Raw genomic sequence first — 26727 nt, 5'->3', positions numbered from 1 at the left:
GGGGTTAGCGACCTATGTGGAAAGCGAGCGCCCGCCTGATCCGGGCGGGCATCTGGGGAGCGGCCGTGCTGTCGCTCGCAGCCTGCGGGAACGAGCCGCCCAAGACCGCGTCGAGCAAGGCGCCGCCGCCGGGCTTGGGCAAGGGCTATTCGCACGATCCCTACCCGTCGACCTACAAGCCCTATCCCGGCGTGCCGACGGTGGTGCGCGGCGTCACCATCTACGACGGCGAGGGCGGCCGGATCGACAACGGCGCGGTGCTGTTCGCCGACGGCAAGATCGTCGCGGTCGGCCAGAGCATCGACGCCCCCGCCGGCGCGGCCGTGATCGACGGCACCGGCAAATGGGTGACGCCCGGCATCATCGACATCCACAGCCACCTGGGCGACTATCCCAGCCCGAGCATCGCGGCGCTCTCGGACGGCAACGAGGCGACCTCGCCCGTCACCGCCGACGTCTGGGCCGAGCACAGCGTATGGCCGCAGGACCCCGGCTTCGGCCGCGCGCTCGCCAACGGCGGCGTCACCACGCTCCAGATCCTCCCCGGCTCGGCCAACCTGTTCGGCGGCCGCTCGGTGGTCGTGAAGAACGTCTACGCCCGCACGATGCAGGCGATGAAGTTCCCCGGCGCCCCTTACGGCCTCAAGATGGCGTGCGGCGAGAACCCCAAGCGCGTCTACGGCGGCAGGCAGCGCCAGCCCTCCACCCGCATGGGCAACATCGCGGTCGACCGCGCCACCTGGGCGCGCGCGGCCGAATACAAGCGCAAGTGGGACAAGTACGAGAAGGAGGGCGGCGACCCGCCCACCCGCGACATCGCGCTGGACACGCTGCGCGGCGTCCTGTCGGGCGAGATTCTGGTGCAGAACCACTGCTACCGCGCCGACGAGATGGCCGTGGTCATGGATATGGCCAAGGAGTTCGGCTACCACGTCGCCGCCTTCCACCATGCCGTCGAGGCCTACAAGATCGCCGACCTGCTCAAGGCCAACGACACCTGCGCCGCGGTGTGGGCTGACTGGTACGGCTTCAAGATGGAAAGCTACGACGGGATTCCGGAGAATCTCGCGATCCTGCACAATGCGGGCGCCTGCGCGATGATCCATTCGGACGACGAGAACGGCATCCAGCGGCTCAATCAGGAGGTCGCGAAAGCCCTCGCGGCAGGGCGCCACGCCGGCATCCAGGTTCCGGACGAGGTCGCCTGGACATGGCTGGCGATCAACCCGGCCAAGGCGCTCGGCATCGCCGACAGGACCGGCAGCCTCAAGCCCGGCAAGATGGCCGATGTGGTGCTGTGGAACGGCAATCCGCTCAGCGTCTACACTCGGCCGGAGAAGGTGTGGGTCGACGGCGCGCTGCTCTACGACGCCGACAATCCGAAGCTGAGGCCGGTGAGCGACTTCGAGTTGGGCCAGCCCGGTGAGGGAGACGTGAAATGAAGCTCTCCCTCCTCCTCTCCGCCGCTGCCCTGCTCGCCAGCCCTGCCGCGGCGCAGACGATCGCGATCACCGGCGGCACCGTCGCGATCGGCGACGGGTCGGCACCGATCGAGAACGGCACGGTCGTGATCCGCGATGGGCGCATCGTCGGCGCCGGCTCCGGGGTGGCAGTGCCGACCGGTGCGACGGTGGTCGACGCCAGGGGCAAATGGATTGCGGCCGGCATGGTCGCGGGGCTCAGCGGCCTCGGTCTGCTCGACGCGGGCGGGATCGGCGAGAGCAACGACAGCGCCGCGCGCGGATCGCCGTTCAAGGCGGCGATCGACGTGTCGGTGGCGATCAATCCCAACGCGGCGATGGTCGGCAACGAGCGCGCCGGCGGCGTCACCCGCGCGATCGTCGCGCCCGATGCCGGCGGATCGATCTTCGCCGGCCAGGGTGCGGTGATCGACCTCGGCGCCGATCCCGATCCGCTGACCAAGGCCCGCGCCTTCCAATATGTCGAGCTCGGCGAAGGCAGCGCGCGGCAGGCGGGCGGCAGCCGGCCGGCGGCCTATGTCGGGCTGCACGACGCGCTCGCCCAGGCCGAGGACTATCGCCGCAATCCCGGGGGCTTCGACGGCCGCAGCCGCGATGCGCTGCTCACCCGCGCCGACGCTGAGGCGCTGCTGCAAGTGCTTGACGGCACCGTGCCGCTGCTCGTCCATGTCGAGCGCGCGAGCGACATCCGCACCGTGCTCGCGCTGCCGAAACGCTATCCCAGGCTCCGGCTGGTGCTGGTCGGCGCAGCGGAAGGCTGGATGGTCGCGCGCGAGATCGCCGCCGCCAAGGTGCCGGTGATCGCCTCCGCCCTCGCCGACCTGCCGGCGTCGTTCGAATCGCTCGCGGCGACCGAGAGCAACGTCGGCCGCCTCACCCAGGCCGGCGCGACCGTCGGCATCCTGTCGCAGGGCAATGGAGGCGAGCACACCCTCAAGCAGTTCGCCGGCAACCTCGTCGCGATCACCAAGGTGCCGGGCGCGACCGGACTCGACTGGGGCAAGGCGTTCGCCACCATCACCTCCAGGCCGGCGGCCGCGCTGGGGCTGGACGGCGAGATCGGCTCGCTCCGGCCGGGCCGCCGCGCCGACGTGGTGCTGTGGGACGGCGATCCACTCGAGCTCTCCTCGATGCCCGTGGCGGTGTGGATCGACGGCCAACAGCAGCCGCTCGATTCCCGCCAGCGCAAGCTCAGGGACCGCTACCTGACGCCAGCCGAGGGCAATCTGCCCAAGGCCTACGAGCGTTGATACCCCCCGGATGGATCGACATTCAGATTGGCGGGCGCCCCAACCAATCCTCTCCCGCCAGGGGGAGGAGTGAATGTCGAACGGACTCATTTCGCCGTCACCGGGCCGGATAGCCGCCAGCCCGTCACCGCCGCTTGCAATGTAGGATTTCGCCTGCTTGGCTCGCTCGGTCCGACGCCACTGCGGCGCCGAACCGTTCTTTGAATTCGTCTAGCTCATGTTGCGCCCATGCCGCGTTAGGTCGGATCGACATTCAAACACGCTGCACAGTCATATTCTGAGCCCCTCCCCTTCAGGGGAGGGGTTGGGGTGGGGGACTCGCCCCAAGCGAGCTGCCTGCCGCACTCCCCCACCCCCAACCCCTCCCCTGAAGGGGAGGGGCTTAATTTACTGAACGTCGATCCATCTTAATGTCGCGCCCGCGCCGCGTGGGTGTCGCGTCGCCGTTGCGCCCGCGTCGCCTATCTGTCGCATTCGTGTAGCGTTCCGAGCGGACCGGTTCGTGCACACATGGCCTGAGTCAATTTAGTCAACATTTTCGGGTATCACGATACCGGAGACGCCATCCGGATCGGGCTGCTCCTACCCGTGACTTTCGTGACCTTCGACGGATTTCCGCGGCTTTCCGACGCCTGCCCTAAAACCCTGTCAGTCGCTGTTTCAGTCGATGGCGGCTGCGGCAACAGGCACCGCCGAGGCCGGCGCCTGAACCGGCTCCGGCACCTTGCGCCGCGGCTTCCACAGGCTCTTGAGCTTCAGGAACGGCTGCTCGACCACATAGTAGGAAAGCACCGCGCAGACGAAGGTGATCGCGACGTACATCAGCCCGTGCAGCGGATCGTGGTACTTCTTCGCCGGATCGACGAACCACGCCGCCGCGCCGTGCCAGATGTAGAGCGAATAGCTGATCCGGCCGACCCAGGCGACGGGCGCGAGGTTGAACACGGTCTGGAGCGGCGCCGCACGCTGCCCGAACACGACGTTGGCCACGAGCAGCAGGCAGGCGATCCCGCGCATCGTGTAACGGATCGTGTCCTTGAAATAGGGATCGCGGAACACGTAGCTCAGCAGCAGGATCACGCCTCCGGCGATCAGCGCGCGGTTGCTGCTGAGGGTCGCGATCAGCCGCTGCGCCTGCGCCGTTTCGCAGATCACCGCGAGCAACACGCCCCAGGCGATCGAATCGAACCGCGTCTCCGACAGGCGGTAGATGATGTCCGTGCCCAGGAACTCGGGATGCAGGCCAAGATAGAGGAACCGCAGCAGGAACGGCACGATGCACATCGCCGCCGCGAACATCAGCATCGGCCGCACGCGCGCTGCCACCAGCAGGATCACGAACGGCATGATGAAGTAGAAATGCTCCTCGACCGCCAGCGACCACAAAGTGCCGATCGGCAGGATCCGCGGCGTCCCGGTCCATTCCTGCCAGGAGCAGAGATAGTTGACGAAATAGAGGAACACCGATGCCGGCTCGATCACCGGGAATGCGATGCCGCGCGCCCAGGCCATCGTCATGATCACGGCCATATAGGCGATCAGCACCGGGTAGAGGCGCAGAAGGCGGCGGAAGTAGAAATAGCCGATCGCGACCTCACCGTCGCGCTTGGCCTCGGCGAAGAACAGCCGTGTGATCAGGAAGCCGCTGATGACGAAGAAGATATAGACGCCGAGCGAGGAGAAGCCGCCCATCTCCCCCATGAAGAAATGGCCGACGATGACGATCGCGATGCTGAGCGCGCGAAGCCCGTCGAGGCCTGGAATGAAGCCCGATCCGCTGCGGATGCGATCGGGGCCGAGATGAGGGGCTTCCGCAGGAAGGAACTGCATCCCGACGCTCCTTTACGACTCGACACGATCACCGCTGGCAGCCGATCGAAACCGTTCATATGCTGCAAGCGCGAACGGCCGGACGTTGGAAGCGGCAGCGTCAAGCCGTCAAGGACGGGCGCGCGGCCGATGCGATGAGCCGCGACATTCCCGCGACGTCACTCATCCGCCGAGACGGAAGCGGGCGCCGATCCACAGCGTGCGCGGCGCCGCGCGCTCGATCGAGCCGTCGCTGCCGATGCCGGCCTCGATCCGCGTGTCGGTGATGTTCTCGCCGCGCGCCTCGATCAGCAGGCCGCGCCCGACCGGCACCGCCACGCGGGCGTCGAGCGTTGCCGCGTCGTCGAGCGGCTCGCGATTCTGGTCGTCCTCGAATTGCGAGGCGACGTAGCGGCCGGTGAGCGAGGCGGACAATCCAGACGGGCGGGTCCAGGCCAAGCGCAAGCTGCCGGTATCCCGCGGCGTCTGCGCCGGCCGGAGCCCGTCGAGCGGCGCGGCGACTCCGCTCGCCTCGACGTGCGGATCGACGTGCGACCAGGAGGCGCGGGCGCTGAGCTCGCCGAAGGTGACATTCGCGTCCGCCTCGATCCCTCGCGAGCGCACACGGTCGAGGTTCTGCCGGACGAGACGCCCTTCCGCGATCGTGACATTGGCGATCGCCTCGTCGAGGCTATTATCGAAAGCCGTCAGCGATAGCCGCACACCGGGAAAAGGGATCAGGTCGATACCGCCCTCGAAGCCTGACAGCTTCTCCGGTACGAGCGCGGCATTGGCGGCGGTAATATCGGAGCCGACCCGGAACGGCCGGTAAAGCTCATTGAGCGTCGGCAGGCGCCAGCCGCGATAGGCGGCGACGCGCAGCGTAAGCACCGAGATCGGTTTCCAGGCGATCGCGGCGCGGCCAGTGGCTTCGGTGCCGTCCCGGTCGGGGAAAGGATTGTCCGTCAGCGCCGCGCCGCCGGCGAGCGGATACTCGGTCAGGCTGCCGTCCATGATCCGCCACCAGTCGATCCGCCCGCCGAGGCTCAGCGTCACGTCTCCCAGCGCGACGCTGCCGTCGGCGAACAGCCCCATCGTCCGGTTCTCGCCTCCGGCATCGCGGCGGCGCGTCGGCGCGCTGGCGACGAAGGTGTAGAGTTCCTGCGTGCGCCCCGACACGGCGCGCACGTCCGCGCCGAGCCGCAGGTCGACGTCGCGCCCCAGCGGCGGCCGCACCTCGATCCGCCCGCCGAGGCCGGTCGCCGGCACGTTGAACTGGTTGAGCGTCATCGTCGTGCCGGTACGCCCGTCGGCGATGCTCGAGAACTGGCTCGAGAAGCCGCGCGTCTGCAGATAGGCAAGCGCCGACCAGCCCCAACGCCCGCGCGATACGACACGCACGCTCGCGTCGGCGCCTTCGCTCGAATTGGCGGTGAAGTCGACACCGCGATCGCGCCGATCGGTGAAGGCGGAGAGATTGGCCTGGAGCTCGGTGTCGCCGCCGAGCGAGATCACGCCGCGCACGGCGCCGCTCGCAGATTCGTAGGGCGCCGGGCGATCCGCCGGTCCGCGGTCCTCCGCCACGATCGGGATAAAGCCGTCGCCGCGCGCATAGGCGCCCGAGAAGGTCGCGAAGCCGTTGCCGCGCACCAGCGCCGTCGACCCGCCAGCCTCGATCGAATCCCGGCTGCCATAGGCCAGGCGCGCCGTCAGCGGATCGAGCTGATCGGGCCCCGCGCTCTCCAGCTCGACGGTTCCCGCGAGCGCCCCTGCCCCGGCATAGCCGCTGCCCCCACCGCGCGTCACGCGAATCCCCCCCAACCGATCGAGCGCGTAAGCCGGGAACGCCACCCATCCGCCGAACGGGTCCGACTGCGGCACCCCATCGAGGATCAGCAGCGCGCGGCTGGAGGCGTTGCCGCCGATGCCGCGCAGCGTGATGCCCTGGCTGGTTGGATTGGCGCTGCGCGAATCTGACCGGCGGAACTGCTGCAGGCCGGCGACGTCGCGCAGCACGTCCTCCAGCCGGCTGCTCGCCGAGGCCTCGATCTCCGCACGATCGATCTTGACGGTGTCGTAGCCGCGCTCGCCGGGCAGTTCCTCGAGCCCCTGGCCGGTGACGACGATGTCCGGCGCCTCCTGCGCAAGCGCCGGCGCCGCCGCCAGCAGCAAGGGAACCCCGACGATCGATCGCATATCATTCCTCCGCTGAGGCCTTGCCCGTTACGGTGGAATGCGCAAACCTCCAAATTGCGCTTGCGGGACATAAGTAACCGGTTACAAAGAACGTCGGTTCAGCGCGGGGGGACATGCGCGGGCCGCAGGAGACCTGTGGGCGATGGGCGAAGCGACAATCCGAGATGTGGCGCGGCGTGCCGAGCTGTCGGTGGCATCGGTCAGCCGCGCCCTCAATGGGCACAAGAGCGTCCGCTCGGAGACGCGCGCCCGGGTGATCGCGGCGGCGGAGGCGCTGGGCTATGTCCCCCACGCCGGCGCGCGCAGCCTCAGCATGTCGCGCACCCATGCGATCGGCGTGGTGCTGCCCGATCTCCATGGCGAGTTCTTCTCGGAGATCCTGCGCGGCATGGACGGCGAGGCCAAGGGTCTCGGCCTGCAGCTGCTGCTCTCGAACATGCACGCCGACATCCATCAGGCGGTGCAGGCGCTGAAGGCGATGCGCGGGCGCGTCGACGGGCTGGTGCTGATGGCGCCGCAGGCGAACTCCGCCGCGCTGGTCGAGGCGCTGCCCGCCACGCTACCGGCGGTGCTGGTCAACAGCCGTGCGGCCAGTCCCGGCCGCCCCCTGCTCAGGATCGACAACCGCGCCGGCGCCGCCGCCGTGGTCGAGCACCTCGTCGCCCAGGGCCGGCGCCACATCATCCATATCGGCGGCCCCGATAGCAACGTCGACGCACAGGAGCGCTCCGAAGGATTTCTCGAGGCGACGCGCCGCCACGCGCCCGGCATGACCGCGCGCGTGATCTCCGGCGATTTTTCGGAGGAGGCCGGAGAAGCGGCCGCGCGCGCGATCCTCGCCGGCAGCGAGCCGGTCGATGCGGTGTTCGCCGCCAACGACATGATGGCGATCGGCTGCCTCCAGGCGCTACGCGCGGCAGGGATAGCGGTGCCGGAGCGGATCGCGGTCGCCGGCTTCGACGATGTCCCGGTGGCGCGCTATCTGTCGCTCACCACGGTGCGCGTACGGATCGCGGAAATCGGCGCGCGCGCGATCCAATGCCTCGACGCGCTGCTGGAAGGGCGCGCCGTCGACGAGGTCGAGCTGCACGTGCCGGAGCTGGTGGTGCGCGGGACAACCGTTGCCACCACCGCCGAGCAGCGATTTTAGGTCTCTCCGCTTTTTGAAAGTTCGTACATCCATGATTACCCGTCGCGCGCTCCTGGCCCAGGTTCCAGTGGCGGCAGGTGCGCTCGCACTCGGCGGCTGTGCGGTCGATCGGCTCGGTGCCGGCAACCGGCCCTCCTCTTCGCTGCCCGCCGTTTTCGACGACCTGGAGGAACGAACCTTCCGCTGGTTCTGGGACACCGCCAACCCCCTGAACGGTCTGGTCCCGGACAATTGGCCGAACCCGACCTTCTGCAGCATCGCCGCGGTCGGTTTCGCCCTCACCGCCTATCCGGTGGGTGTCGCCCGCGGATGGATCAGCCGGCGACATGCGCGGGAGCGGACGCTGGCGACGCTCCGCTTCTTCCACGACGCGCCGCAGGGCGATGCCGAGAAAGGCATCAGCGGCTACAAAGGCTTCTTCTACCATTTCCTCGACATGGAAACCGGCCTCCGTTTCGGCCGGGCAGAATTGTCCAGCGTCGACACGACGCTGCTGTTCGGCGGCGTCCTGTTCGCCGGCCAGTGGTTCGATCGCGACCATCCCGAGGAAGCGGAGATCCGCCGCCTCTCCCAGGCGATCTACGAGCGCGCCGACTGGCCATGGTTCCAGCGCGGACAGCCGGTGATCTCGATGGGCTGGCATCCGGAGAGCGGCTTCATCACCCGCAACTGGGACGGCTATATCGAGGGGATGCTGATCTATGTGCTGGCGCTCGGGTCGCCGACGCACCCGGTCGGCCCCGAGGCATGGGATGCCTGGTGTGCGCCCTACGATCGATACTGGCGTGGCGAGGGCCCGACCCGCCACCTCGCCTTCGCTCCCCAGTTCGGCCACCAGTACAGCCATCTCTGGGTCGATTTCCGCGGCATCCAGGACAAGGTGATGCGCGAGGCCGGTTTCGATTATTTCGAGAACAGCCGCCGCGCGACCGTCGCGCAGCGCAGCTACGCGATCGCCAATCCGATGAATTGGGACGGCTATTCGGAGACGATCTGGGGCCTCACCGCCTGCGTGGGACCGGCGCACGTCAAACGCGACTTCAACGGCGAGGCGCGCCAGTTCTACAGCTACTCCGCCCGCGGCCCGATCGACTTCCCCGACGGCCGCGACGACGGCACGCTGGCGCCGACGGCGGCGATCGGCTCCCTCCCCTTCGCGCCGGAGATCGTCGTGCCGGCGACGCTGGCGATGCGCGAATGGGGCGGCGGCCGGCTCTACGGCCATTACGGCTTCTACGACGCGTTCAATCCCAGCTTCCGCTGGTCCGACATCGACCTCACCTTCGGCAAGGTCGATCCGGCGGTCGGCTGGGTCTCGGACAATTATCTGGGCATCGACCAGGGGCCGATCATCGGCATGATCGCCAACCACCGCGACGATTTCGTCTGGCGCACGATGCGCCAGGTGCCGGCGATCCGCCGCGGGCTGGAGCGCGCCGGCTTCACCGGCGGCTGGCTCGCGGCGGGATAGCTCAGGCGGCCGCCGGCTTGCGCGCGTAGATGCCGTAGACCGCGATCACCGCATAGCAGGCCACCGGGAGCAGCATCGCGAACGGCAGGCTGGTCGCGTCGGCAAGCCCGCCGGTCATCAGCGGGATGACCGCGCCGCCGAAGATCGCGACGTTGATGATGCCCGATCCGTCGGCCGCGCGGCTGCCCAGCTTCTCGCTGGCCAGGGTGAAGATCGTCGGGAACATGATCGAGTTCATCAGTCCCACAGCGAGCAGCGTGTTGGCCGAGATCGCGCCGGTCGTGGTGATCGAGGTGAGGACGAGCGCGATCGCGCCCACCGCCACGCCGGCCAGCACCTTGCCTGGGCTGACGACGCGCAGCACTGCCGAACCGATGAACCGCCCGACCATCGCGCCGCCCCAATAGAACAGCAGCTGCTTGCCCGCCGACTGCTCGGTCAGGCAGAGCGTGTGGTCCGACTTCAGATAGTTGACGAGGGTCGACCCGATCGCGACCTCGGCGCCGACATAGAGGAAGATGCACAGCGCCCCGAACGCGAAGCGCGGCCGCTTGAGCAGCGCGAAGCTGCCGGCCAGGCTGGTGACCTCATGCCGCTCGCCCTTCAGCCGGTTGCGCAACACCCACACCACGGCCGCGATCACCGCCAGCGCCACCGCCAGGCCGACGTAGGTATGCGCGACCGCCTGCGTCTCGGCGATGCGATAGGCGGCGGTCGGCACGATCGTGCTCTGCTGCCCGCCCCGGCATTCGGGATCGACGATCCGCGTCACGTCCCAGAAGGGCTGGGCCTCGGTGCCCGCCTTGGCCGCGAGCGGCGCCAGGATCAGGATCGACCCGACGAACGGGAAGATGGTGGTGCCGACCGAATTGAACGCCTGCGCAAAAGTGAGCCGGCTGTGCGCCGTCCGCGGCGGACCGAGCAGGCTGATCAGCGGGTTCGACACGATCTGGACGAGCACCACGCCGGTGGCGAGCACGAACAGCGCCAGCAGGAACAGCCCGTAGATGCCGGTCCGCGACGCCGGGATGAACATCAGACACCCGGCCATCATCGTCAGCAGCCCGACCACCGCGCCGCGCATATAGCCGATCCGCTTGACGAACATCGCACCCGGAATGCCGACCACCGCATAGGCGGTGAAGAAGCAGAATTGGATCAGCATCGCCTGGGTGTAGTTGAGCGTGAACAGGTCCTTGAGCTTCGGGATGATCACGTCGTTGAGGCTGGTGATGCCGCCGAAAATGAAGAACAGGGCGAACACGAAGCCTTTCAGCTCGGGTGCGTTCACCCAGGCGCCGCTGCCGGTGTCGGGCAGGGGATCGGTGCTGCTCGTCGTCTCGGGCGCGGGTGCCAGGGCCATTCTCGTCCTCTCTCCGATTATGTGCGCGAAACTAGCAGCCCGGCGGAATTACGAAAGATGTTTTACGGATTCGCTCTTTTCCTGCGCGGCCGGCGATGCTCTAACCCCGTCATGCACATGGCCCGCAGCATCAGCCTCGTCACGGCGCTCGCCCTCACGCTCGCCTCTCCCGGTTTCGCGCAGGACGTCGATCCGTTCATCGGCACCGGCGGCGAAGGCCACACCTTCCCCGGCGCGGTCGCGCCGTTCGGGATGGTGCAGCTGAGCCCCGATACCGACACCAGCTGCCAGATCCGCGAATGCTACGGCCACGCCGCCGGCTATCGTTACGACGATCCGACGATCCAGGGCTTCTCCCACACCCATTTCTCGGGCGCGGGCCATTCGGATCTCGGCGACGTCCTGGTGATGCCGGTGAGCGGCGATGCGGTGCCGCTGGAGCCCGGCGACGCCGCCAAGCCGGGATCGGGCTACCGCTCGCGGTTCAGCCACCGGAACGAGGTCGCCGAGCCCGGCTATTATGCCGTGACCCTGACCGATCCCGGCGTGCGCGCGGAGATGACCGCCGGCACCCGCGTCGGCGTGCATCGCTACGCCTTCCCCGCCGGTAAAGCCGCGCATCTCGTGATCGACCTCAGGACCTCGCTCTACAACTACCCGGGCAAGGTGCTGTGGTCGTCGCTGCGGCTTCATCGGGACGGCACGATCACCGGCACGCGCCAGACGCGCGGCTGGGCGCCCGATCGGCAGCTGTTCTTCGCGATGCGGCTGTCGGCGCCGCTCAAGGGCCACGCGTTCGTCAACACCGAGAAGGACATCGCCTACAAGGGCTTCCAAGGTCCTGGCCGCGGCACCGATACGGTCGCGGAACGCCTCGGCCGCGCGCTGGTGGGGCGGCTCGACTTCGGCCCGCTCGACAGGCCGCTGGAGGTGAAGGTCGCGATCTCCTCGGTCGACGAGGCGGGCGCGATCGCCAACCTCGATGCGGAGCCCGGCGACTTCGACGCGATCCGCGCGAAGACTGCCGCAGCCTGGAAGGACGCGCTCGGCGCGCTCCAGATCGAGGCGGCGGCGCCGATGAAGACCAGCGTGATGACCGCCTTCTACCACACGCTGCTCGCCCCCTCGGTCGCGGGCGACGCCGACGGGCGCTGGCGCGGGCCGGACAACGCCGTGCACAAGGCCGAAGGCTACACTTTCCGCTCGACCTTCTCGCTGTGGGATACGTTCCGCGCCGAGCATCCGCTGCTGACGCTGGTGCAGCCGGAGAAGATAAACGCCGAGATCGTCCGCTCGCTGATCGACAGCCAGCGGGTGAGCCCGGACGGCATCCTGCCGGTCTGGCAGTTCCAGGGGCGCGAGACCTGGACGATGATCGGCTATCACGCGGTGCCGGTGATCGCCGACGCCTGGCTCAAGGGCATCCGCGGCTTCGACGGCGAGGCGGCGCTGAAGGCGATGGTCGCGAGTGCCACCTATGCGCCCTATGGCGGGCTCGGCGATTATATGAAGCTCGGCTACGTTCCGATCGACCGCGAGCCTGAAGCGGCGTCCAAGACCGTCGAATATGCCTATGACGACTGGACCATCGCGCGCATGGCCGCGGACCTCGGCAAGCCGGACGTCGCTGCCGAGTTCCGGAAGCGCGCCGGCTATTGGCGCAACAGCTTCGACGCCAGGACCGGCTTCCTGCGCGCCCGCAAGGCGGACGGCAGTTTCCGCGTGCCGTTCGATCCGACCGCGATCAACTACGGCTCCGACTATACCGAGGGCAACGCCTGGCAATATAGCTGGTTCGTGCCGCAGGACCAGGCGGCGCTATTCAAGACCATGGGCGGCGACAAGGCGGCGGTCGCCAAGCTCGACGCGATGTTCGACTTCGACAATTCGAAGATCGACTATAGCCACGCCGAGGACATCGCCGGCCTGATCGGCCAGTACATCCACGGCAACGAGCCCAGCCATCACGTCGCCTATCTTTACAGCTACGCCGGCGCGCCGTGGCGGACGCAGGAGCGGCTGAAGCAGATCGTCGACGCGATGTACAAGCCGACGCCGGACGGCCTCTCCGGCAACGACGATCTCGGGCAGATGTCGGCGTGGCTGGTGTTCACCGCGCTCGGCTTCTATCCGGTGACTCCGGGCAGCCTCGAATATGTGATCGGAAGGCCCTTCGTGGACCGCGCGACGCTCAACCTGCCGAACGGCAAGCGCTTCACCGTCGTCGCTGACGGGCTGAGCGATGCCAACCGCTACGTCGGCGAGGTGCTGCTCGACGGCAAGCCGCTCACCCGCGGCTATATCCGCCATCAGGAGATCATGGCCGGCGGCGAGCTGCGCTTCCGGATGAGCGCGACGCCCAACAAGGACTGGGCGACCTCCTCCGCCGCCCGGCCCTACTCGATGTCGACGGAGCGCTGAGATGCGGGTAGCGGTGTTCGGGACCAAGCCCTACGACCGCCGCTTCCTCGATACCGCCAATGCGGCGTTCGGGCACGAGCTTGTCTATCTCGAGCCGCGCCTCGATGCCTCGACGGTACTGCTCGCAACGGGTTGCGAAGCCGTGTGCGTCTTCGTCAACGACCGCGCCGACGCCGAGGTGCTGGAGCGGCTCGCGGCCGAAGGTGTGCGGCTGGTCGCGCTGCGCTGCGCCGGGTTCAACAACGTCGACCTCGCCGCGGCCGAGCGCCTCGGCATCGCGGTGGTGCGCGTGCCCGCCTATTCGCCCCACGCGGTCGCCGAGTTCACCGTTGGGCTGTTGCTCGCGCTCGACCGCCGCATCCACCGCGCCTGGGCGCGGGTGCGCGAGAACAACTTCGCGCTCGACGGGCTGATCGGCCGCAACCTCCACGGCCGCACCGTCGGCGTGGTCGGCACCGGCAAGATCGGCGCGCTGGTGGCGCGGACGTTGCGGCTCGGCTTCGATTGCGAGGTGCTGGCGTATGACGTCGCGCAAGACGAAGCACTCGTCGCCTCCGGTATCCGCTATGTGGACCTGCCGAGGCTGATGGCCGAAGCGGAGATCATCACCCTCCACTGCCCGCTGACGCCCGCGACGCGTCACCTGATCGATGCCGACGCGATCGCCCGCGCGCGGCCGGGCGTGCTCATCGTCAACACCAGTCGCGGCGCGCTGATCGACACGGCCGCGCTGATCGAGGGCCTCAAGTCGCGCCGGATCGGCGGCGTGGCGCTCGACGTCTATGAGCAGGAGGGCGACCTGTTCTTCGAGGATCTCTCGAACGAGATCGTCGGCGACGACGTGTTCCAGCGCCTGCTGACCTTCCCCAACGTGCTGATCACCGGCCACCAGGCCTTCCTGACCGAGGAGGCCCTGAACGCCATCGCTGGGACGACGCTGCGGAGCATCGCCGATGCCGAGGCGGGGCGGCCGCTCGTCAACCGGGTCGACACCGGGCTGGTGGCGAAGGGATAGGCCGGATCGACGTTCGGAGGTGTCGTTCAAGCCCCTCCCCTTCAGGGGAGGGGTTGGGGTGGGGCCTCTCCACAGGCGATCTCGCTTGCCGCACTGCCCCACCCCCAACCCCTCCCCTGAAGGGGAGGGGCTTAGGACCCGCAGACAAACGGTTGACTGTCGCCGCACTTGATCGGACGCTAGGCGCGAACACCCCGCGTGAGGACGCATGAATTCGACGCTTGCCGATACCGCGGCGGTCTCCACCGGCGATTCCACCCCAGAAGACCCGGCGATCCGTCCCGGCGTCGGCCGGCTGCTGCTCTATGGGCTGCTCGGCTTCTCGGCGGGCCTGCCGTTCTACATGTTCTCGACGGTGCTGGTGCTGCGGCTCCAGGCGCATGGCGTGACGCTGGTGGTGCTGGGATTCTTCGCCTGGGTGCAGCTGCTGCCGACCTTCAAGTTCGTCTGGGCGCCGCTGCTCGACCGCTACGATATCCCCGGCTTCGGCCGCTTCTGGGGCAAGCGGCGCGGGTGGATCATGCTGGCGCAGCTCGGCATCTTCACCGCGATGGCGGCGATGGCGTTCACCGCCTCGGACGCGAGCCTGGGCGTGACGGCGCTGTTCGCGGTGCTGCTCGCCTTCTGGACGACGACGCTGGAGGTCGCCGCCGACGCCTGGCGCATCGAGCTCGCGCCGACCCAGGAGCAGCAGGGGCCGATCGCCGCGGCGAACCTGTGGGGCTATCGCACCGCGATGGTGGCGGCGGGCAGCGGCGCGCTGCTGATTGCCGACCAGCCCGGCTGGGGCTGGACCGGCGCCTATCTGGCGATCGCGCTGGCGGCGTTCCTGCCCTTCCCCATCCTCGCGGCGATGCGGCCCGATCCCGGCCACGGCGGCGGGCGGCTGGCGGCGCTGGCGACCGGCCTCGCCGCCAGCGCGGTGATCCTTTTCGTCGCGATGCTGGCGACGGCCGCGATCGGCTGGCTGGTGCTGGCAGCCGCGGCGACGGCGGGGATCAGCGACAGGACCAACGTCACTCCCTACGTCCTCGTCATCTGCATGGTGCCGTTCCTGATCATGGCGGCCGCCGTTCCCGCCATCCGCAAGGCGCCGTCGGACGCATGGTTCCGGCGCTCGGTCGCGGTCGGGCCCTACGTCGACTTCTTCCGGCGCTATGCCTTCGCCGCGCTGGTGCTGATGGCGTTCGTCTCGATCTACCGCATGGGCGACGTGCTCGCGCTCAACCTCAGCAAGCCGATGATCAAGGGCCTCGGCTATTCGTTGACCCAGATCGGCCGCGCCGACAGCCTGGTCGCGCTGGGGGCGAGCATGGTCGGCGTCGGGCTGGGCGGCTGGATGGCGGCGCGCTGGCCGCAGGCGTGGAGCCTGGCGGTCGGGGCGATCTTCGCCGCGATCGGCAATTTCGGCTTCGTCTGGCTCGCGCACCAGCCGGCGAGCGAGCTGCTGCTCTACGTCGCCACCGCCGCCGACCAGTTCGGCAACGGCATGGCGGGCGCGGTGTTCGTCGTCTACCTCTCGCTGCTGGTGAACCCGCGCTATCCAGGAGCGCAATATGCCTTCCTGTCAGGCTTCGCCTTCCTGCTGCCGCGCCTGCTTGCGGGCGCCGGCGGCGCGATGGTCGAGCGGATCGGCTACGACAATTTTTTCCTGCTCTCGGGGCTGTTGAGCCTGGCCGCGATCGCCTTCCTGCCGGTGCTCGCGCGCATCCGGCCGCGTGCCGACGAGGAGCCCGCATGATCGAGCAAGCCTTCGCCCCCGCTGCCCGCTATCTCGCGGAGGGCCGCATCCCCGGCGCGACGCTGGGCGTCGTCGCGGCCGACGGGCGGCGCTGGGTGACGCACGCCGGCAAGGCCGCGCTCGTCCCCGCGCCCGAGAACCTGACCGAGGACCATTGGTTCGACCTCGCCTCGGTCTCCAAGGTGATCGCGACCACGACGATGATCCTCCGCCTAGCCGACGAGGGTCGGATCGATCTCGACCGCCCCCTCACCGACGCGATCCCGGACCTGCGCCAATACGACGTCGCCGATGCCGCCGAGCGCAGCCTCACCTTCCGCGACTGCCTGGCGCACCGCACCTTCCTACCCGCGGTCGAGCCGATCTACACCTATGGCGACGATCCCCGGCGGCTGCGCGCCTTCGTGTTGCAGCGCGAGTGGCGGCACGGACCGCCGGTCTATTCCGACATCAACTTCATCCTGCTCGGCATAGCGATCGAGCGGATCACCGGCGCACCGCTCTCGGCCTGGCCGCTCGGCCCCGGCCTCAGCTACGGCCCACCGCCCGGCCCGGCCGTCGCCACCGAGCGCTGCCCGTGGCGCGAGCGCGTGCTGAAGGGCGAGGTGCATGACGAGAATTGCGCCGCGATGGGCGGCGAGACCGGCCATGCCGGCCTGTTCGGCACCGTCGCGGGCGTGCTCGACTTCGCGCAGGGGCTACTCGACGGCAGCGGCGCGAGCCCGGCGATGCTGGAGGCGATCCGCACGCGCCAGTACGAGCATCGCACCTGCGGCTGGGAGCGCAAGTTCGCCGGCTGGTCGGGCGGCCAGGCCTGCTCGGACGAGACGATCGGCCACACCGGCTTCACCGGCACCGGCCTGTGGGTGGATTTCGCGCGCGGGCTCTCCTGGACACTGCTCACCAACCGCGTCCATCCGACGCGGCATTTCGACAGCGGCATCTTTACGCTGCGCCCGGCGACAGGGGACGCGGTGATCGCGGCGTTCGATGGGTTGTAGAAGGCCCGCCCCCTTCCTCCTCAGCTATTGCGAAAAGGCATAAGGGCCAATGATCGTGCCGACGAAACCACCCGCCCGCCGCGTGCTGAGGAAGGTCGCATCGAAATCCGACTTGAGCGTCCTTCGCTGCCCGCTGATCGTATAATCGAACGCCATCCTCCCACCATCGGCGCGGATGGCGAGCGTGACCGGCCGATCGACCGCGATCGGAGCGGACGCGACCAGCGTATCCGTCTTCGCCTTGTCGCGGGCGTAGAGCGCGATCGCCGGGGTGCCGTCGATGCAGGTGAGACCGAAGAACAGCCATGAATCGTCGTTTTGCACCGCCGCCAGGCCGGCACGGTCGCCTTCCTTGGTCGGTGCATAGCGCAAGGTAGTCGAGACGGTGGCGATGTGATGCTGCTGTCGCCGTCCGACGAAGGCCGGCACGCCCTGCCGATCGCCGAGCGCCGCGCCGCTGCCGAGCAGCAACGCGCCATCCTGGAGCCGGTAGAAGGACTGCTTGGGCGTGCGGACACCGACCCATTGCAGCGCCAGCCGATCGCCGTCGAACTCGTCGACATAGCCGTAGTCGCCGGCGGTCTGCAGCGCCGCGCGCGGCTGCACCGGCAGCCTGGGCCGGGGCGCGACGAAGGGAACCGGCCGGCCGTGCGGCAGGATGACCGGCCAGTCGTTCTGCCAGCTGACCGGCAGCAGAAAGGTCTCGCGGCCGATGTTGTATTCGTCGGGCCCATAGGGCCGCGTACCGAGGAAGGTCGCCCACCATTCGCCGGCCTGGGTCTCGACGAACTTGACGTGCCCGGTTGACGTGATCGGATGGGGCCGGGTCGGATCGAGGTCACGCTGGGTGAGGATCGGATTGCCGGCGAAGGGTACGAACGGCCCGAGCACGCTTTCCGACCGGAACACGACCTCCGAATGCTTGTCTTCGGTGCCGCCCTCAGCCGCGATCAGATAATAGTAGCGGCCGCGTTTGAAGAGGTGCGGCCCCTCGATCCAGACCGGATTCTTGCTGATATCGACACCGCCGTTGACGATCTGCGTCCGCTCGCCGACCATCCTGAGGTTGCGCCAGTCGAACGCCTGCACCCAGATCGCGCGGTGGCCCTCGTAGCGCGGCGGCTCGGCCGGCATGTCGTTGTTGACGATATAGGCCCTGTCGCCCTCCCAGAAGATCGAGGGATCGATCCCTCCGAACGGTAGCCACACCGGGTCCGACCACGGCCCGGCCGGATTGCGGGCGGTGATGACGAAATTGCCTTTGCAGCCGACGCAGGTGTTGACGATGTAGAACAGGCCGTCGTGGTAGGAGATGTCGGGCGCGAACACCCCCTCCGATACCACGCGCCCCGCAAAGTCGAGCTGCCCCGGCCGGTCGATCGCATTGGCGACCTGCGTCCAGTTCACCAGGTCCTTCGAATGGAACACCGGCAGGCCCGGGAAGTGGGCGAAGGATGAATTGACGAGGTAATAGTCGTCGCCGACCCGCGTCACCGACGGATCGGGATAATAGCCGGAGAGGATCGGGTTGCGATACTCGCCGCCCCGGAGCTGGACGCGCTCCTGCGAACGGCCCTGATAGCTGAAACGCTCGAACCGGGCCGTCTGCGCATCCGCCGCAGCAGCGGCGAGCATCGCCGCCAACGCCGCGGCCCCGCCGGCCACCCGCCTGCGCCATGTCGCCATGCCGACCGCAGACTCTGCCAGGGGGAACCCAGCGGCACACATCATCCTGCTCCGCTTCTCCATCTGCACCTCTCCATGCTTGTTGCGGATCATCAGCCAGGACGATCGCCGACCGACCGCGGACGGATGCAAGACCTATCGCGTGGCCAGTCTCACCCGAAGGACCTGGGAAGCCGAGACGAAGTTGAGGCCCCAGTCGGTCTCATCCCCGTTCCAGATGCGGATGGGCTGGAAACGTCCGTCGGCGAACTGCCCTTCCTCCACCTTCAGGAATTCCCAGGGGCGGCCGGCATCCTTGCCGGCGGGCTCGAACCGCACGTTGGCGTAGAAGCCGGTGACGATGAACTCGTCCGGCCCGAGCTGCGCCACCAGCACGCGCCCGATCGGCGTTTCATTCCCGTTCGCGTCGCCGCGCATGGCCACCCCGAACCGAACCTTGGCCTTCCAGCGGCCCAGGCCGATTTCCGGCTGCGCCTTGTCCTCCGTCTCGATGGCGGCGTGAACCCTATCCTCGAACGCCCACTGCGCCATCTCGCGCATCATCGGTCCGACGGTGCGATAGCTCATCGCCAGCTGCTGCAGGTCGGCTTCGCTAAGCCGCGCCGCACCCGGCGGATCGGCGGCGAGCGCGATATAGTCGACGCCGAAGGGGGCGTAGCCGATCGCTCCCCTGGCGACCGCCGCGTAGAAGAAGCGCGCATAGGGAGCGGCGGGGATCGTTTCCGGGATGAACAGCGGATTGTCCGGCCGGCGATACTGATCCATCACCGCGAGGACCTTCGCGGGCGGCTGGTAGATGTCGGGCGCGAGCAGGTCGAGCGACGGCGCCACCGCCTTCCAGACGTGCAGCATATTGTGGGTCGGCCCGCCGAACTCATAGGCGGGCGTGCGGCCGGTCTGCAGCGGGTCTTTGAGAGCGGCGTTGGTATAGAGCGGCAGCGGATAGATCGCCTTTCCCGCGGCGGCGACCTGCTCGATGTAATGCGCGATCGACCAGGCGTGGAAGGTCTCGTCGGCATCGTCGCCGAATACGGCCGGCCAGCTCTTCCCGCGATCGCCGGCGCGTCCGATGGCGCGCAGCAGCTGCTCGGGCACCGGTGCCCGGAACAGCCGCTCTGCGGCCGGCGAGAAGTCACGCACCGATCCCCAGCTGCCCGGCTCGTTCTGGACCTGGACCATGATCACCGTGCGCTGCGGATCCGCCTGACGCAGGTGCCGCATGAAGGCGGAGAAAGCCTTGATGTCGGCTTCGAGCGCGTCCTTCGAGTGCGGCGAAGGCGAATCGACCGCCTTGCCGTCGCGGCCGACGATGTTGGGAAAGCGCTCCGGCTGGCGCTTCATCCATTCGGGCCGGTAGTGGGCGCTGCCGTTCTTCCATGTGCCGAACCACAGCAGCACCAGCCGGACGTCGTTCCGGCGCGCCTCGGCGATCAGCGTGTCGACCACACCGAAATCGAACCGGCCGGGCTGCGGCTCGATCTGCTCCCAATACACCGGCAGCTCGACGGTGTTGACGCCGAGATACCTCATCGCCGGCCACACTTTCGGCAGCATCGCCGGCCAGGCGCTCGAATTGTGCGCCTGCGCGCCGATGACAAAGAAGGGCTTGCCGTCGACCAGGAGCGCGTGGCGGCCGTCCTTGGACACGATCTTCGGGATCGGCTGAACCTGCGTCTGCGCCGGAGCCGACGGCGCCGCCAGCGCGAGCAGCGACAGGATCAGGCATAGAATAGGGTGCGACCTCATCGGCCGATATCGAGCTTTCATGCGGCTTCCCGCTTCGTGGCGGCGCAATGGCGGACGATGAAATCCTCGTGCGTCGGCATCGCCGCGGCGGTCTGGCCGATGATCTGGCGCAGGTGCTGCAGGAAGCGCGCGCTCTCCGCGACCGGCAGGGCGTGGACCAGCGGGTCGAAGGATTGGGGAATCACATTCTGTCCGATCAGCACCGCGATCCAGCTGTCCTCGGTGAACAGGTCCCCCTGCTCGCGGAAGATCCGCGCCTTGCCGCGCCACAGCTCGAGCCGCGCCGCCAGACTGTCGGGAATCGGCATCGCGCGGCAGTCGTTCCAGAAATCGGAATCGTCGCGCTCGGTCGCGTGATAGTGAAGCACGACGAAGTCGCGCACCTGCTCATATTCGCGGACCAGCCAGCGATTGTATTCGTCGATCTCGCGCTGCGCGAAGCCGCTGTCGGGGAACAGCGCCATCAGGCGCGTGATGCCCGACTGGATAAGGTGGATGCTGGTCGACTCCAGCGGCTCGATGAAGCCGCCGGCCAGCCCGATCGCGACGCAGTTCCTGTCCCACAGGCGCTCACGCCGTCCGGCGACGAAGCGCAGCTGGCGCGGCTCCGCCGTCGGCGCGCCGTCCAGCTCTTCGAGCAGCGCCCGCTCCGCCTCCGCGTCGCCGATATGCGCGCTCGAATAGACATGTCCGTTGCCCACGCGATGCTGCAGTGGAATGCGCCAGCGCCATCCGGCCTTGCCCGCCGTGGCCTGGGTATAGGGCGGCGGCGTCCCCGAACGCGCGCTCGGTGCAGCGATGGCGCGGTCGCACGGCAGCCAGTGCTGCCAGCTGCGGTAAGGTATGCCCAGCGTTCCGCCGAGCAGCATCGATCTGAATCCGCTGCAATCGACGAAGAGCTCGCCGCCGATCGCCCGGCCGTCCTCCAGCCTCACCGCGGTGATGAAGCCGCTGGCCGGATGCTGCTCGACGGCGACGATCTTCCCTTCGATCCGCGTGACGCCGCCTTCCTCGGCGAAGCCACGCAGGAAACGAGCGTAAAGGCCGGCGTCGAAATGAAAGGCATAGCCGAGCGATGACAGCACCGCGGCCGGATCGGACGACGGGCGGGCGAACCTTCCCATCCGCGCGGCGACCGTCGCCAGCGAATAATCGCCGATCGGCCCGACATCGCCGGCCGCGCCGGGCAGGCGCGACTGGCGCAGCCAGATCTGGTGGAACTCCACCCCCTCCGCATCGCGGCCGATGGTGCCGAAGGGATGGATATAGCGGTCGTTCTCCCTACCCCAGCCGACGAGCTCGATGCCCAGCTTGAACGTCGCCTGCGTCGCACGGACGAACGCGTCCTCGTCGATCCCGAGGGAGCGGTTGAAATCGAGCAGCGGCGGGATGGTGGCTTCGCCGACGCCGACGGTGCCGATCTCGTCGGATTCGACCAAAGTCACCGACACGCCGCCGGCGGTCAGCCGCGACAGTGCGGCCGCCGTCATCCAGCCGGCCGTGCCGCCGCCGACGATGACGACCCGGGTGATCGGGCGCACCGGGCCGTCGCCGGTCATGCGGCGGCCACCTGCGGCCCGAAGCCGCGCGTCAGGGCATAGTCGACGAGCTCGCGGTTCGACGGAAGGTTGGCAATCGCGAACTGGGCCTGGCGGCCGATCTCGGTGAAAGCCGCGCGCGCCTCGTCATGATAGCGGTAGAGACCGGCGCGGACGCTCAGGTCGGTCTTCCAGCCCATGCCGTAGAGCACATATTGCCAACTCGACTCGGTGAAGATGTCGATATTGGTATCGATGTCGATCTCCGTCGGCGGACGGAAGCGCCAGCGGTCGAGCAGCTCGAGCAGGCTGTCGGGAACCGTCGAAGGATCGACATTGTCGCGCCAGAAGGCGGTGTCGCGGCGCTCGGAGATGCAATAGTGCAGCTTGATGAAGTCGAGCGCGCGCTCGTAGCGGCGCCGCATGATCGCGTTGAACTGTCGCGCCGAGGTCTCGTAGTCGCCGCCCCAGGGAAAGAGATTGGCGACCATGGCCGCCGCGACCTCAGACAGGATGATCCCCGTCGACTCGAGCGGCTCGAAGAACCCGCTGGAGAGGCCGATCGCGACACAGTTCTTGTGCCAGCTGGTCTCGCGATAGCCGGCGTCGAAACGGAACTTGCGAACCTCAAGCCCCTCCGCCGCCGGGCCGTTGTAGGCGCGCAGCAATGCTTCGGCCTGCGCGTCGTCGGTGTGATTGGAGGAATAGACGTGGCCGGTGCCGCGGCGCTTGTCGAGGCCGATGTCCCAGGTCCAGCCGGCCTCCTGCGCGGTCGAGATGGTATAGGAGGCGATCGGATGGTCCGGCTGCGGATAGGGCACCTGCATAGCGACCGCGCTGTCGCAGAACAGCACCTTGCGGCACGACCGGTAGGGCATACCGAGCGCCTTGCCGATCAGCTCGGCGCGAAAGCCCGTGCAATCGATGTAGAGATCGGCATCGAGCAGGCCGTTCGCCTCGGTCCGCACACCCGCGATGCTCCCCTCGCCGTCCACCAGCACTTCGGTGACGGTGTCGACGAGATGCCGCACCCCGTTCGCGATTCCCTGGTCGCGCAACAGCTCCGCGAGCGTGACCGCATCGAAGTGGAAGGCGTAGTTGAGCGGCCCGACGAAGTCCGGGTGCGACGGCAGCTTGGGCGCGCGATGCGCGTCCGCCGCCTTCTTCTGCGGCGTGTTGACCTCGTCCCAGTTCTGGTCGCCCGCAACGCCGAGCAGCCAATAGGGGAGAAGGTCCAACCCGTTATGGTCCTCCGTCACTTGGAAGGAATGGAGATAATGGTCCGGGCCGCCCTTGCTGGGCGGACGGCGCCAGTGGACGAACTTGGCGCCCTGCTTGAAGGTAGCGCCGCACCGCCGCACCATCTCGGCCTCGTCGACGCCGATCGTGGCCAGCGTGCGGCGGATGGTCGGAAAGGTCCCCTCCCCGACTCCGAGGATGCCGATCGCCTGCGATTCGACCAGCCGGATCGAGACGCCGCCGGGCAGGTCGGCGCTCAGCCGCTTCGCCAGATAGCCCGCGGTCAGCCAGCCCGCCGTGCCGCCGCCCACGATCAGAACGCGTTTCGCCATCACATCCGTGCCTCAGCGATACCCGGCCACCGGCAGGGGGGCCTTCCGGTGGCCGGCCCCCTTTTTCTAGAACGCCAGGCTGATTCCCGTGCTGATGCGCCGATCGCTCTGGAACCAGCTGCGCCCGACCAGCTTGCCACCGGGATAGCCGCCCATCAACGTGCGCTGCATCGAATTGGTCAGGTTCGTTCCCTGGACGTTGAACGAGAAGTTCTCGGTAACCCTGAACCTGATGCCGGCCTCCAGCTGCCCGTAGCTGGCGCCATAGATCGGCAGGGCGATCTGCGTGGGCGTAGCGACACCTGGACTGGCGTAATATTGATAGGTCGGATTGGTGCCGTTGCTGTTGGTCGACTGCAGATAGCGCGATCGCCAGGAATAGGCGATACGAGCCGAGACGGTCTTGCGCTCGTACAACAGCACCGCGTTGAAGTTGTGCCTGGACAATCCGACCAGCGGCGCGTCGCTGTGGATCACGCCGTTGATGTCGCGATACAGGTCTCCCGGATTCCTGCTGTCGACGAAGGTGTAGTTGCCCTCGAAACCGAACCCACTGAGCAATCCCGGCAGCATGTCGAAGAAGATGCGGCCGCCGATTTCGAAGCCCTTGACCGTCGCCGCCCTGGGCGAGTTGATATAGTCGGTCGCGGCGACGGTCGCCGTCTCGGTGGCTCCGTTCGCGAAGACGAACGTCACCTCCCGCTGCGTCAGCGAATAGATCGGCAGGTTCGTCAGGCGCTTGTAGAACGGCGCCAGGTGGAAGGACGTGCCGGCGCTGGGATAATATTCGAATGACAGGTCGAAGTTGTTCGACAGGGCCGGCTTGAGGAGCGGGTTGCCCGTATCGGCGGTGAAGTTGGTGAAGATGTTCGGAAGCCCGGGGGTGGGATTGCCGATCGTCGCCGCACCGATCGAACCCGACGCGCGCAACGCCTGGAACGTCGGCAGATCCAGGGTGATGTTGTATCCGAAGCGGATCTTGGCGTTGTCGGCCAGCGCATAGTCGAAGTTGATCGACGGCAGGACGCGGGTGAACGACGCCTTGCCGCCGCGCGGGACCGCTACGTTGATGAGCGTCTGCGTCTGGCCGTTGCGGATGAACTCCGCGGCATTCTGCTGGACGAAGCCGCTACCCTTGTTCCTGATATGGACGACGCGCGCGCCCACATTGCCGGAAAGCCCAAGGCTCTCGGACCCGAACCGCGCGAGCGCATAGCCGGCGATGGTCCTGGTCTCGTTGTCCACACGATCGATCGGCAGCACGAAGCCGATCGGCCGGATGCCTGAAGCGCCGCCGTAACCCGTCTGCGGCAGCGGACCGGCCGCCGAACAATCGTTCCAAAGGGGGTTCGGGGCCGTATCGGTCGGCGGCAGGCCGCAGAAGCCCGCCGGCGGCGGCGCAGTCAACTGCGCGCGGTCGAAGCGGCGGACGAGCGCGTCGGTCGGGAACATCAGGTTCGCCGGCAACGCCGCCTGGCCATGGAAGAAGTTCTTGAAGACGTGGAGCTCGACGTCGCCCGGCGCGGCATTGGCATAGGTCAGCTGCGGATCGCCGTTCCAGCCGCGGCCCAGCGCCGCCCAGTTGAAGCCGTTGTTGTAGTCGCGCTCGGTCCGCCTGGCGGCACGGCCGCCGATCTTGATCGACCTGAAGAAGCTGTCTTCGAACTTGTATTCGAGATCGAGGTTCGCCGAGTCGAGCCGTCCGCTGTTGTCCTCGTTGTGCGGCATCGATGCCGTCCAGAAATAGCTGGCGGGATTGTCGAATCTCGCCTGCGAACCCGCGGGCATGGTGACGACCGGCAGGTCGCCGCTCAGGTCGAAGCCGAAGCCCGCCGGGAACGGGACGTCACGGAACACGTCCATACGATCGGAGATCTGGGTCGAATCGACGCGCTGAAGGGCGCCCTTGACGGACAGCGGACTATCCGCCGGCGACCAGTCAAAGCTCAGCGAATAGTCCTTGGTGGTCGTCCTGCTGGCATAGGCGCCCTTGTTGCCGCCGGTCGTGGTCTGACCGCTCGGCAGGAAGGTCGATTGATCGCGATTGAACAGCAGCGGCGTCGAGATCAGCATGTTGTTCTCGTCGAACTCGCTGTTCGCCGGATCGACGGCCATCGTCTGCGACTGCACGAACGCTCCCCAGTCGCCCGACCGGTTCTTGTAGCGCGACTGGAAGAAGGTGCCGGTGAAGGTCAGCGAATCCGACGGCGCCCATTGCACCGCGCCGTAGATGCCGGTGCGGGTGCGCTGGAACTGCTCCTCGCCATAGGTGTAGCCGCCCGGGATATAATAGTCGGTGCCCGAGATGCTCTGCCGGAAATAGGGCTCCACGCGGAAGAAGTGCGAGTTGGAGCTAAGGCGGCTGTACGCCAGGTCACCGAGAAAGCCGATGTCGCCGATCGGGGTCGACCAGCGTTTGCTGACCAGGATGGAGCCCGAAGCATCGGCCTTGCGCGCGAGGTCGCCCATGCTGAGGTCGCCGGTCGCGGCGACGTGGAAGCGCTCGTCCCTGTAATCGAACGGCACCTTGGTGCGCAGGTCGATCTGGCCGCCCGTGCCGCCTTCGATCAGGTCCGCGGTCGAGGCCTTGTACACGTCGACCGCCGCCATCAGCTCGGGAGTGACGTCGGCGAATTGCAGCGAACGTCCGTTGTTCGCGCTGAAGATCTCGCGGCCGTTGAGGCGCGAGGCGACGCCGGTCAGACCACGGATCTGGATGCCCGTCCCCTCGACCGAATAGTGATCGGGGTCGTTCAGCGCGCCGAAGCGCACGATGGTGACGCCCGAGACGCGCTGCAGCACCTCGGTAATCGAATTGTCGGGCAGCTTGCCGGCGTCGTCGGCGACGACCGAGTCGATGATGGTCTCGCTCCGGCGCTTGCGCTCGTCGGCGGCTTCCAGCGCGGCGCGGCGCCCGGTGACAACGATGTCAGCGTTGGTCGAATTTCTCTGCTGGTCAGTTTGCGCGGGACCATTCGGATCGGCCTGCGACGAATCCTGAGCCCGGTTCGCGGCCGTCGCTTCGTCCGGAGCCGCGGCCCAGGCTGGCGACGCAACGCCCATCACGGCCATTGCGACGAGTGAAACACCGCGCCTGGCCACCTGACGCCCCTTCTGCCGATGCGTAGCTGTCATCTTTCGATCCCCTCTCCCGATATGCGAACATGGCCTGTCCGCTTGGCCCCACATCTCTAGGTGTGTGAGCGCTCACACTGATCTTATTATTCCTGCGGTTCGCGGCTGGCAATAGCGATATTGCCCATGCAATTTCGGGTAAGGGTCTAGGGA

16 protein-coding genes are annotated in these 26727 nt (G+C 67.8%); 8 read left to right on the top strand and 8 right to left on the bottom strand.

The genetic code is table 11. The annotated features are described in order from the left end of the window. The first annotated feature begins 14 nt into the window (after window positions 1-14). Window positions 15-1442, top strand: a complete 1428-nt coding sequence (locus ACMGER_RS08575) for an amidohydrolase (RefSeq protein WP_436811737.1) — start codon at window positions 15-17, stop codon at window positions 1440-1442. Next, window positions 1439-2731 carry an amidohydrolase family protein gene (locus ACMGER_RS08570; protein WP_436811736.1) on the top strand — a complete coding sequence of 431 codons (1293 nt, stop codon included), beginning with the start codon at window positions 1439-1441 and terminating at the stop codon, window positions 2729-2731. The genes ACMGER_RS08575 and ACMGER_RS08570 overlap by 4 nt, the downstream gene beginning before the upstream one ends. Before the next feature lie 660 nt (window positions 2732-3391). On the opposite strand, the gene ACMGER_RS08565 is transcribed toward ACMGER_RS08570, so the two are convergent. Both ACMGER_RS08565 and ACMGER_RS08560 read right to left on the bottom strand, forming a co-directional pair. Continuing rightward, window positions 3392-4561, bottom strand: a complete 1170-nt coding sequence (locus ACMGER_RS08565; RefSeq protein WP_436811735.1) for an acyltransferase family protein — start codon at window positions 4559-4561, stop codon at window positions 3392-3394. A gap of 162 nt (window positions 4562-4723) precedes the next feature. After that, complete coding sequence (locus ACMGER_RS08560; RefSeq protein WP_436811734.1) at window positions 4724-6736, bottom strand: TonB-dependent receptor; 2013 nt, start codon at window positions 6734-6736, stop codon at window positions 4724-4726. 142 nt (window positions 6737-6878) lie between these two features. Here ACMGER_RS08560 and ACMGER_RS08555 point away from each other — a divergent pair, with 142 nt between their 5' ends. Beyond that, complete coding sequence (locus ACMGER_RS08555) at window positions 6879-7886, top strand: LacI family DNA-binding transcriptional regulator (RefSeq protein ID WP_436811733.1); 1008 nt, start codon at window positions 6879-6881, stop codon at window positions 7884-7886. 31 nt (window positions 7887-7917) lie between these two features. Then, on the top strand, window positions 7918-9357 hold the full coding sequence (locus ACMGER_RS08550; RefSeq protein ID WP_436811732.1) for a glucoamylase family protein: 1440 nt from the start codon (window positions 7918-7920) through the stop codon (window positions 9355-9357). 1 nt (window position 9358) lies between these two features. On the opposite strand, the gene ACMGER_RS08545 is transcribed toward ACMGER_RS08550, so the two are convergent. Beyond that, window positions 9359-10720: a sugar MFS transporter gene (locus tag ACMGER_RS08545; RefSeq protein ID WP_436811731.1), complete on the bottom strand. Its 1362-nt coding sequence runs from the start codon at window positions 10718-10720 to the stop codon at window positions 9359-9361. Between the two features lie 111 nt (window positions 10721-10831). Here ACMGER_RS08545 and ACMGER_RS08540 point away from each other — a divergent pair, with 111 nt between their 5' ends. The 4 genes from ACMGER_RS08540 (at window position 10832) to ACMGER_RS08525 (ending at window position 16898) form a co-directional block, all read left to right on the top strand. After that, the gene (locus tag ACMGER_RS08540; protein WP_436811730.1) at window positions 10832-13141 is read left to right on the top strand and encodes a GH92 family glycosyl hydrolase; all 2310 of its coding nucleotides are present in this window, start codon (window positions 10832-10834) and stop codon (window positions 13139-13141) included. Window position 13142: 1 nt separating this feature from the next. Continuing rightward, complete coding sequence (locus ACMGER_RS08535; RefSeq protein ID WP_436811729.1) at window positions 13143-14156, top strand: 2-hydroxyacid dehydrogenase; 1014 nt, start codon at window positions 13143-13145, stop codon at window positions 14154-14156. A 208-nt stretch (window positions 14157-14364) separates the two neighbouring features. Next, window positions 14365-15897, top strand: a complete 1533-nt coding sequence (locus ACMGER_RS08530; protein WP_436811728.1) for an MFS transporter — start codon at window positions 14365-14367, stop codon at window positions 15895-15897. Then, window positions 15894-16898, top strand: a complete 1005-nt coding sequence (locus tag ACMGER_RS08525) for a serine hydrolase domain-containing protein (protein WP_436811727.1) — start codon at window positions 15894-15896, stop codon at window positions 16896-16898. The genes ACMGER_RS08530 and ACMGER_RS08525 overlap by 4 nt, the downstream gene beginning before the upstream one ends. Window positions 16899-16922: 24 nt before the next feature. Here the strand turns inward: ACMGER_RS08525 and ACMGER_RS08520 are convergent, their stop codons facing one another. The 5 genes from ACMGER_RS08520 to ACMGER_RS08500 all read right to left on the bottom strand — a co-directional run bounded on the left by ACMGER_RS08520 (window position 16923) and on the right by ACMGER_RS08500 (window position 26574). Continuing rightward, window positions 16923-18584 (bottom strand): glycoside hydrolase family 43 protein, encoded by a 1662-nt coding sequence (locus tag ACMGER_RS08520; RefSeq protein ID WP_436811726.1) that lies wholly within the window; start codon window positions 18582-18584, stop codon window positions 16923-16925. Window positions 18585-18719: 135 nt separating this feature from the next. Continuing rightward, window positions 18720-20330 carry a DUF5597 domain-containing protein gene (locus tag ACMGER_RS08515; RefSeq protein WP_436811725.1) on the bottom strand — a complete coding sequence of 537 codons (1611 nt, stop codon included), beginning with the start codon at window positions 20328-20330 and terminating at the stop codon, window positions 18720-18722. Window positions 20331-20347: 17 nt separating this feature from the next. After that, window positions 20348-21889: a tryptophan halogenase family protein gene (locus ACMGER_RS08510; protein ID WP_436811724.1), complete on the bottom strand. Its 1542-nt coding sequence runs from the start codon at window positions 21887-21889 to the stop codon at window positions 20348-20350. Next, a complete protein-coding gene (locus ACMGER_RS08505) occupies window positions 21886-23439 on the bottom strand; it encodes a tryptophan halogenase family protein (RefSeq protein WP_436811723.1) in 1554 nt (517 codons plus the stop codon). The genes ACMGER_RS08510 and ACMGER_RS08505 overlap by 4 nt, the downstream gene beginning before the upstream one ends. 66 nt (window positions 23440-23505) lie before the next feature. After that, window positions 23506-26574 (bottom strand): TonB-dependent receptor, encoded by a 3069-nt coding sequence (locus ACMGER_RS08500; protein WP_436811722.1) that lies wholly within the window; start codon window positions 26572-26574, stop codon window positions 23506-23508. Between the last annotated feature and the right edge of the window lie 153 nt (window positions 26575-26727).

It is taken from the genome of Sphingomonas astragali (assembly GCF_051400615.1).
GTDB lineage: Bacteria > Pseudomonadota > Alphaproteobacteria > Sphingomonadales > Sphingomonadaceae > Sphingomonas.
Note: the sequence above shows the minus strand (reverse complement) of the source record. Positions and strands in the feature narration are given on the sequence as shown.

Coding starts and splice junctions, on each gene's coding strand:
- ACMGER_RS08510 (WP_436811724.1), bottom strand. CDS start 21,889: ATGACCGGCGACGGCCCGGTGCGCCCGATCACCCGGGTCGTCATCGTC.
- ACMGER_RS08505 (WP_436811723.1), bottom strand. CDS start 23,439: ATGGCGAAACGCGTTCTGATCGTGGGCGGCGGCACGGCGGGCTGGCTG.
- ACMGER_RS08520 (WP_436811726.1), bottom strand. CDS start 18,584: ATGGCGACATGGCGCAGGCGGGTGGCCGGCGGGGCCGCGGCGTTGGCG.
- ACMGER_RS08555 (WP_436811733.1), top strand. CDS start 6,879: ATGGGCGAAGCGACAATCCGAGATGTGGCGCGGCGTGCCGAGCTGTCG.
- ACMGER_RS08525 (WP_436811727.1), top strand. CDS start 15,894: ATGATCGAGCAAGCCTTCGCCCCCGCTGCCCGCTATCTCGCGGAGGGC.
- ACMGER_RS08565 (WP_436811735.1), bottom strand. CDS start 4,561: ATGCAGTTCCTTCCTGCGGAAGCCCCTCATCTCGGCCCCGATCGCATC.
- ACMGER_RS08530 (WP_436811728.1), top strand. CDS start 14,365: ATGAATTCGACGCTTGCCGATACCGCGGCGGTCTCCACCGGCGATTCC.
- ACMGER_RS08545 (WP_436811731.1), bottom strand. CDS start 10,720: ATGGCCCTGGCACCCGCGCCCGAGACGACGAGCAGCACCGATCCCCTG.
- ACMGER_RS08560 (WP_436811734.1), bottom strand. CDS start 6,736: ATGCGATCGATCGTCGGGGTTCCCTTGCTGCTGGCGGCGGCGCCGGCG.
- ACMGER_RS08500 (WP_436811722.1), bottom strand. CDS start 26,574: ATGACAGCTACGCATCGGCAGAAGGGGCGTCAGGTGGCCAGGCGCGGT.
- ACMGER_RS08540 (WP_436811730.1), top strand. CDS start 10,832: ATGCACATGGCCCGCAGCATCAGCCTCGTCACGGCGCTCGCCCTCACG.
- ACMGER_RS08535 (WP_436811729.1), top strand. CDS start 13,143: ATGCGGGTAGCGGTGTTCGGGACCAAGCCCTACGACCGCCGCTTCCTC.
- ACMGER_RS08570 (WP_436811736.1), top strand. CDS start 1,439: ATGAAGCTCTCCCTCCTCCTCTCCGCCGCTGCCCTGCTCGCCAGCCCT.
- ACMGER_RS08550 (WP_436811732.1), top strand. CDS start 7,918: ATGATTACCCGTCGCGCGCTCCTGGCCCAGGTTCCAGTGGCGGCAGGT.
- ACMGER_RS08575 (WP_436811737.1), top strand. CDS start 15: ATGTGGAAAGCGAGCGCCCGCCTGATCCGGGCGGGCATCTGGGGAGCG.
- ACMGER_RS08515 (WP_436811725.1), bottom strand. CDS start 20,330: ATGAGGTCGCACCCTATTCTATGCCTGATCCTGTCGCTGCTCGCGCTG.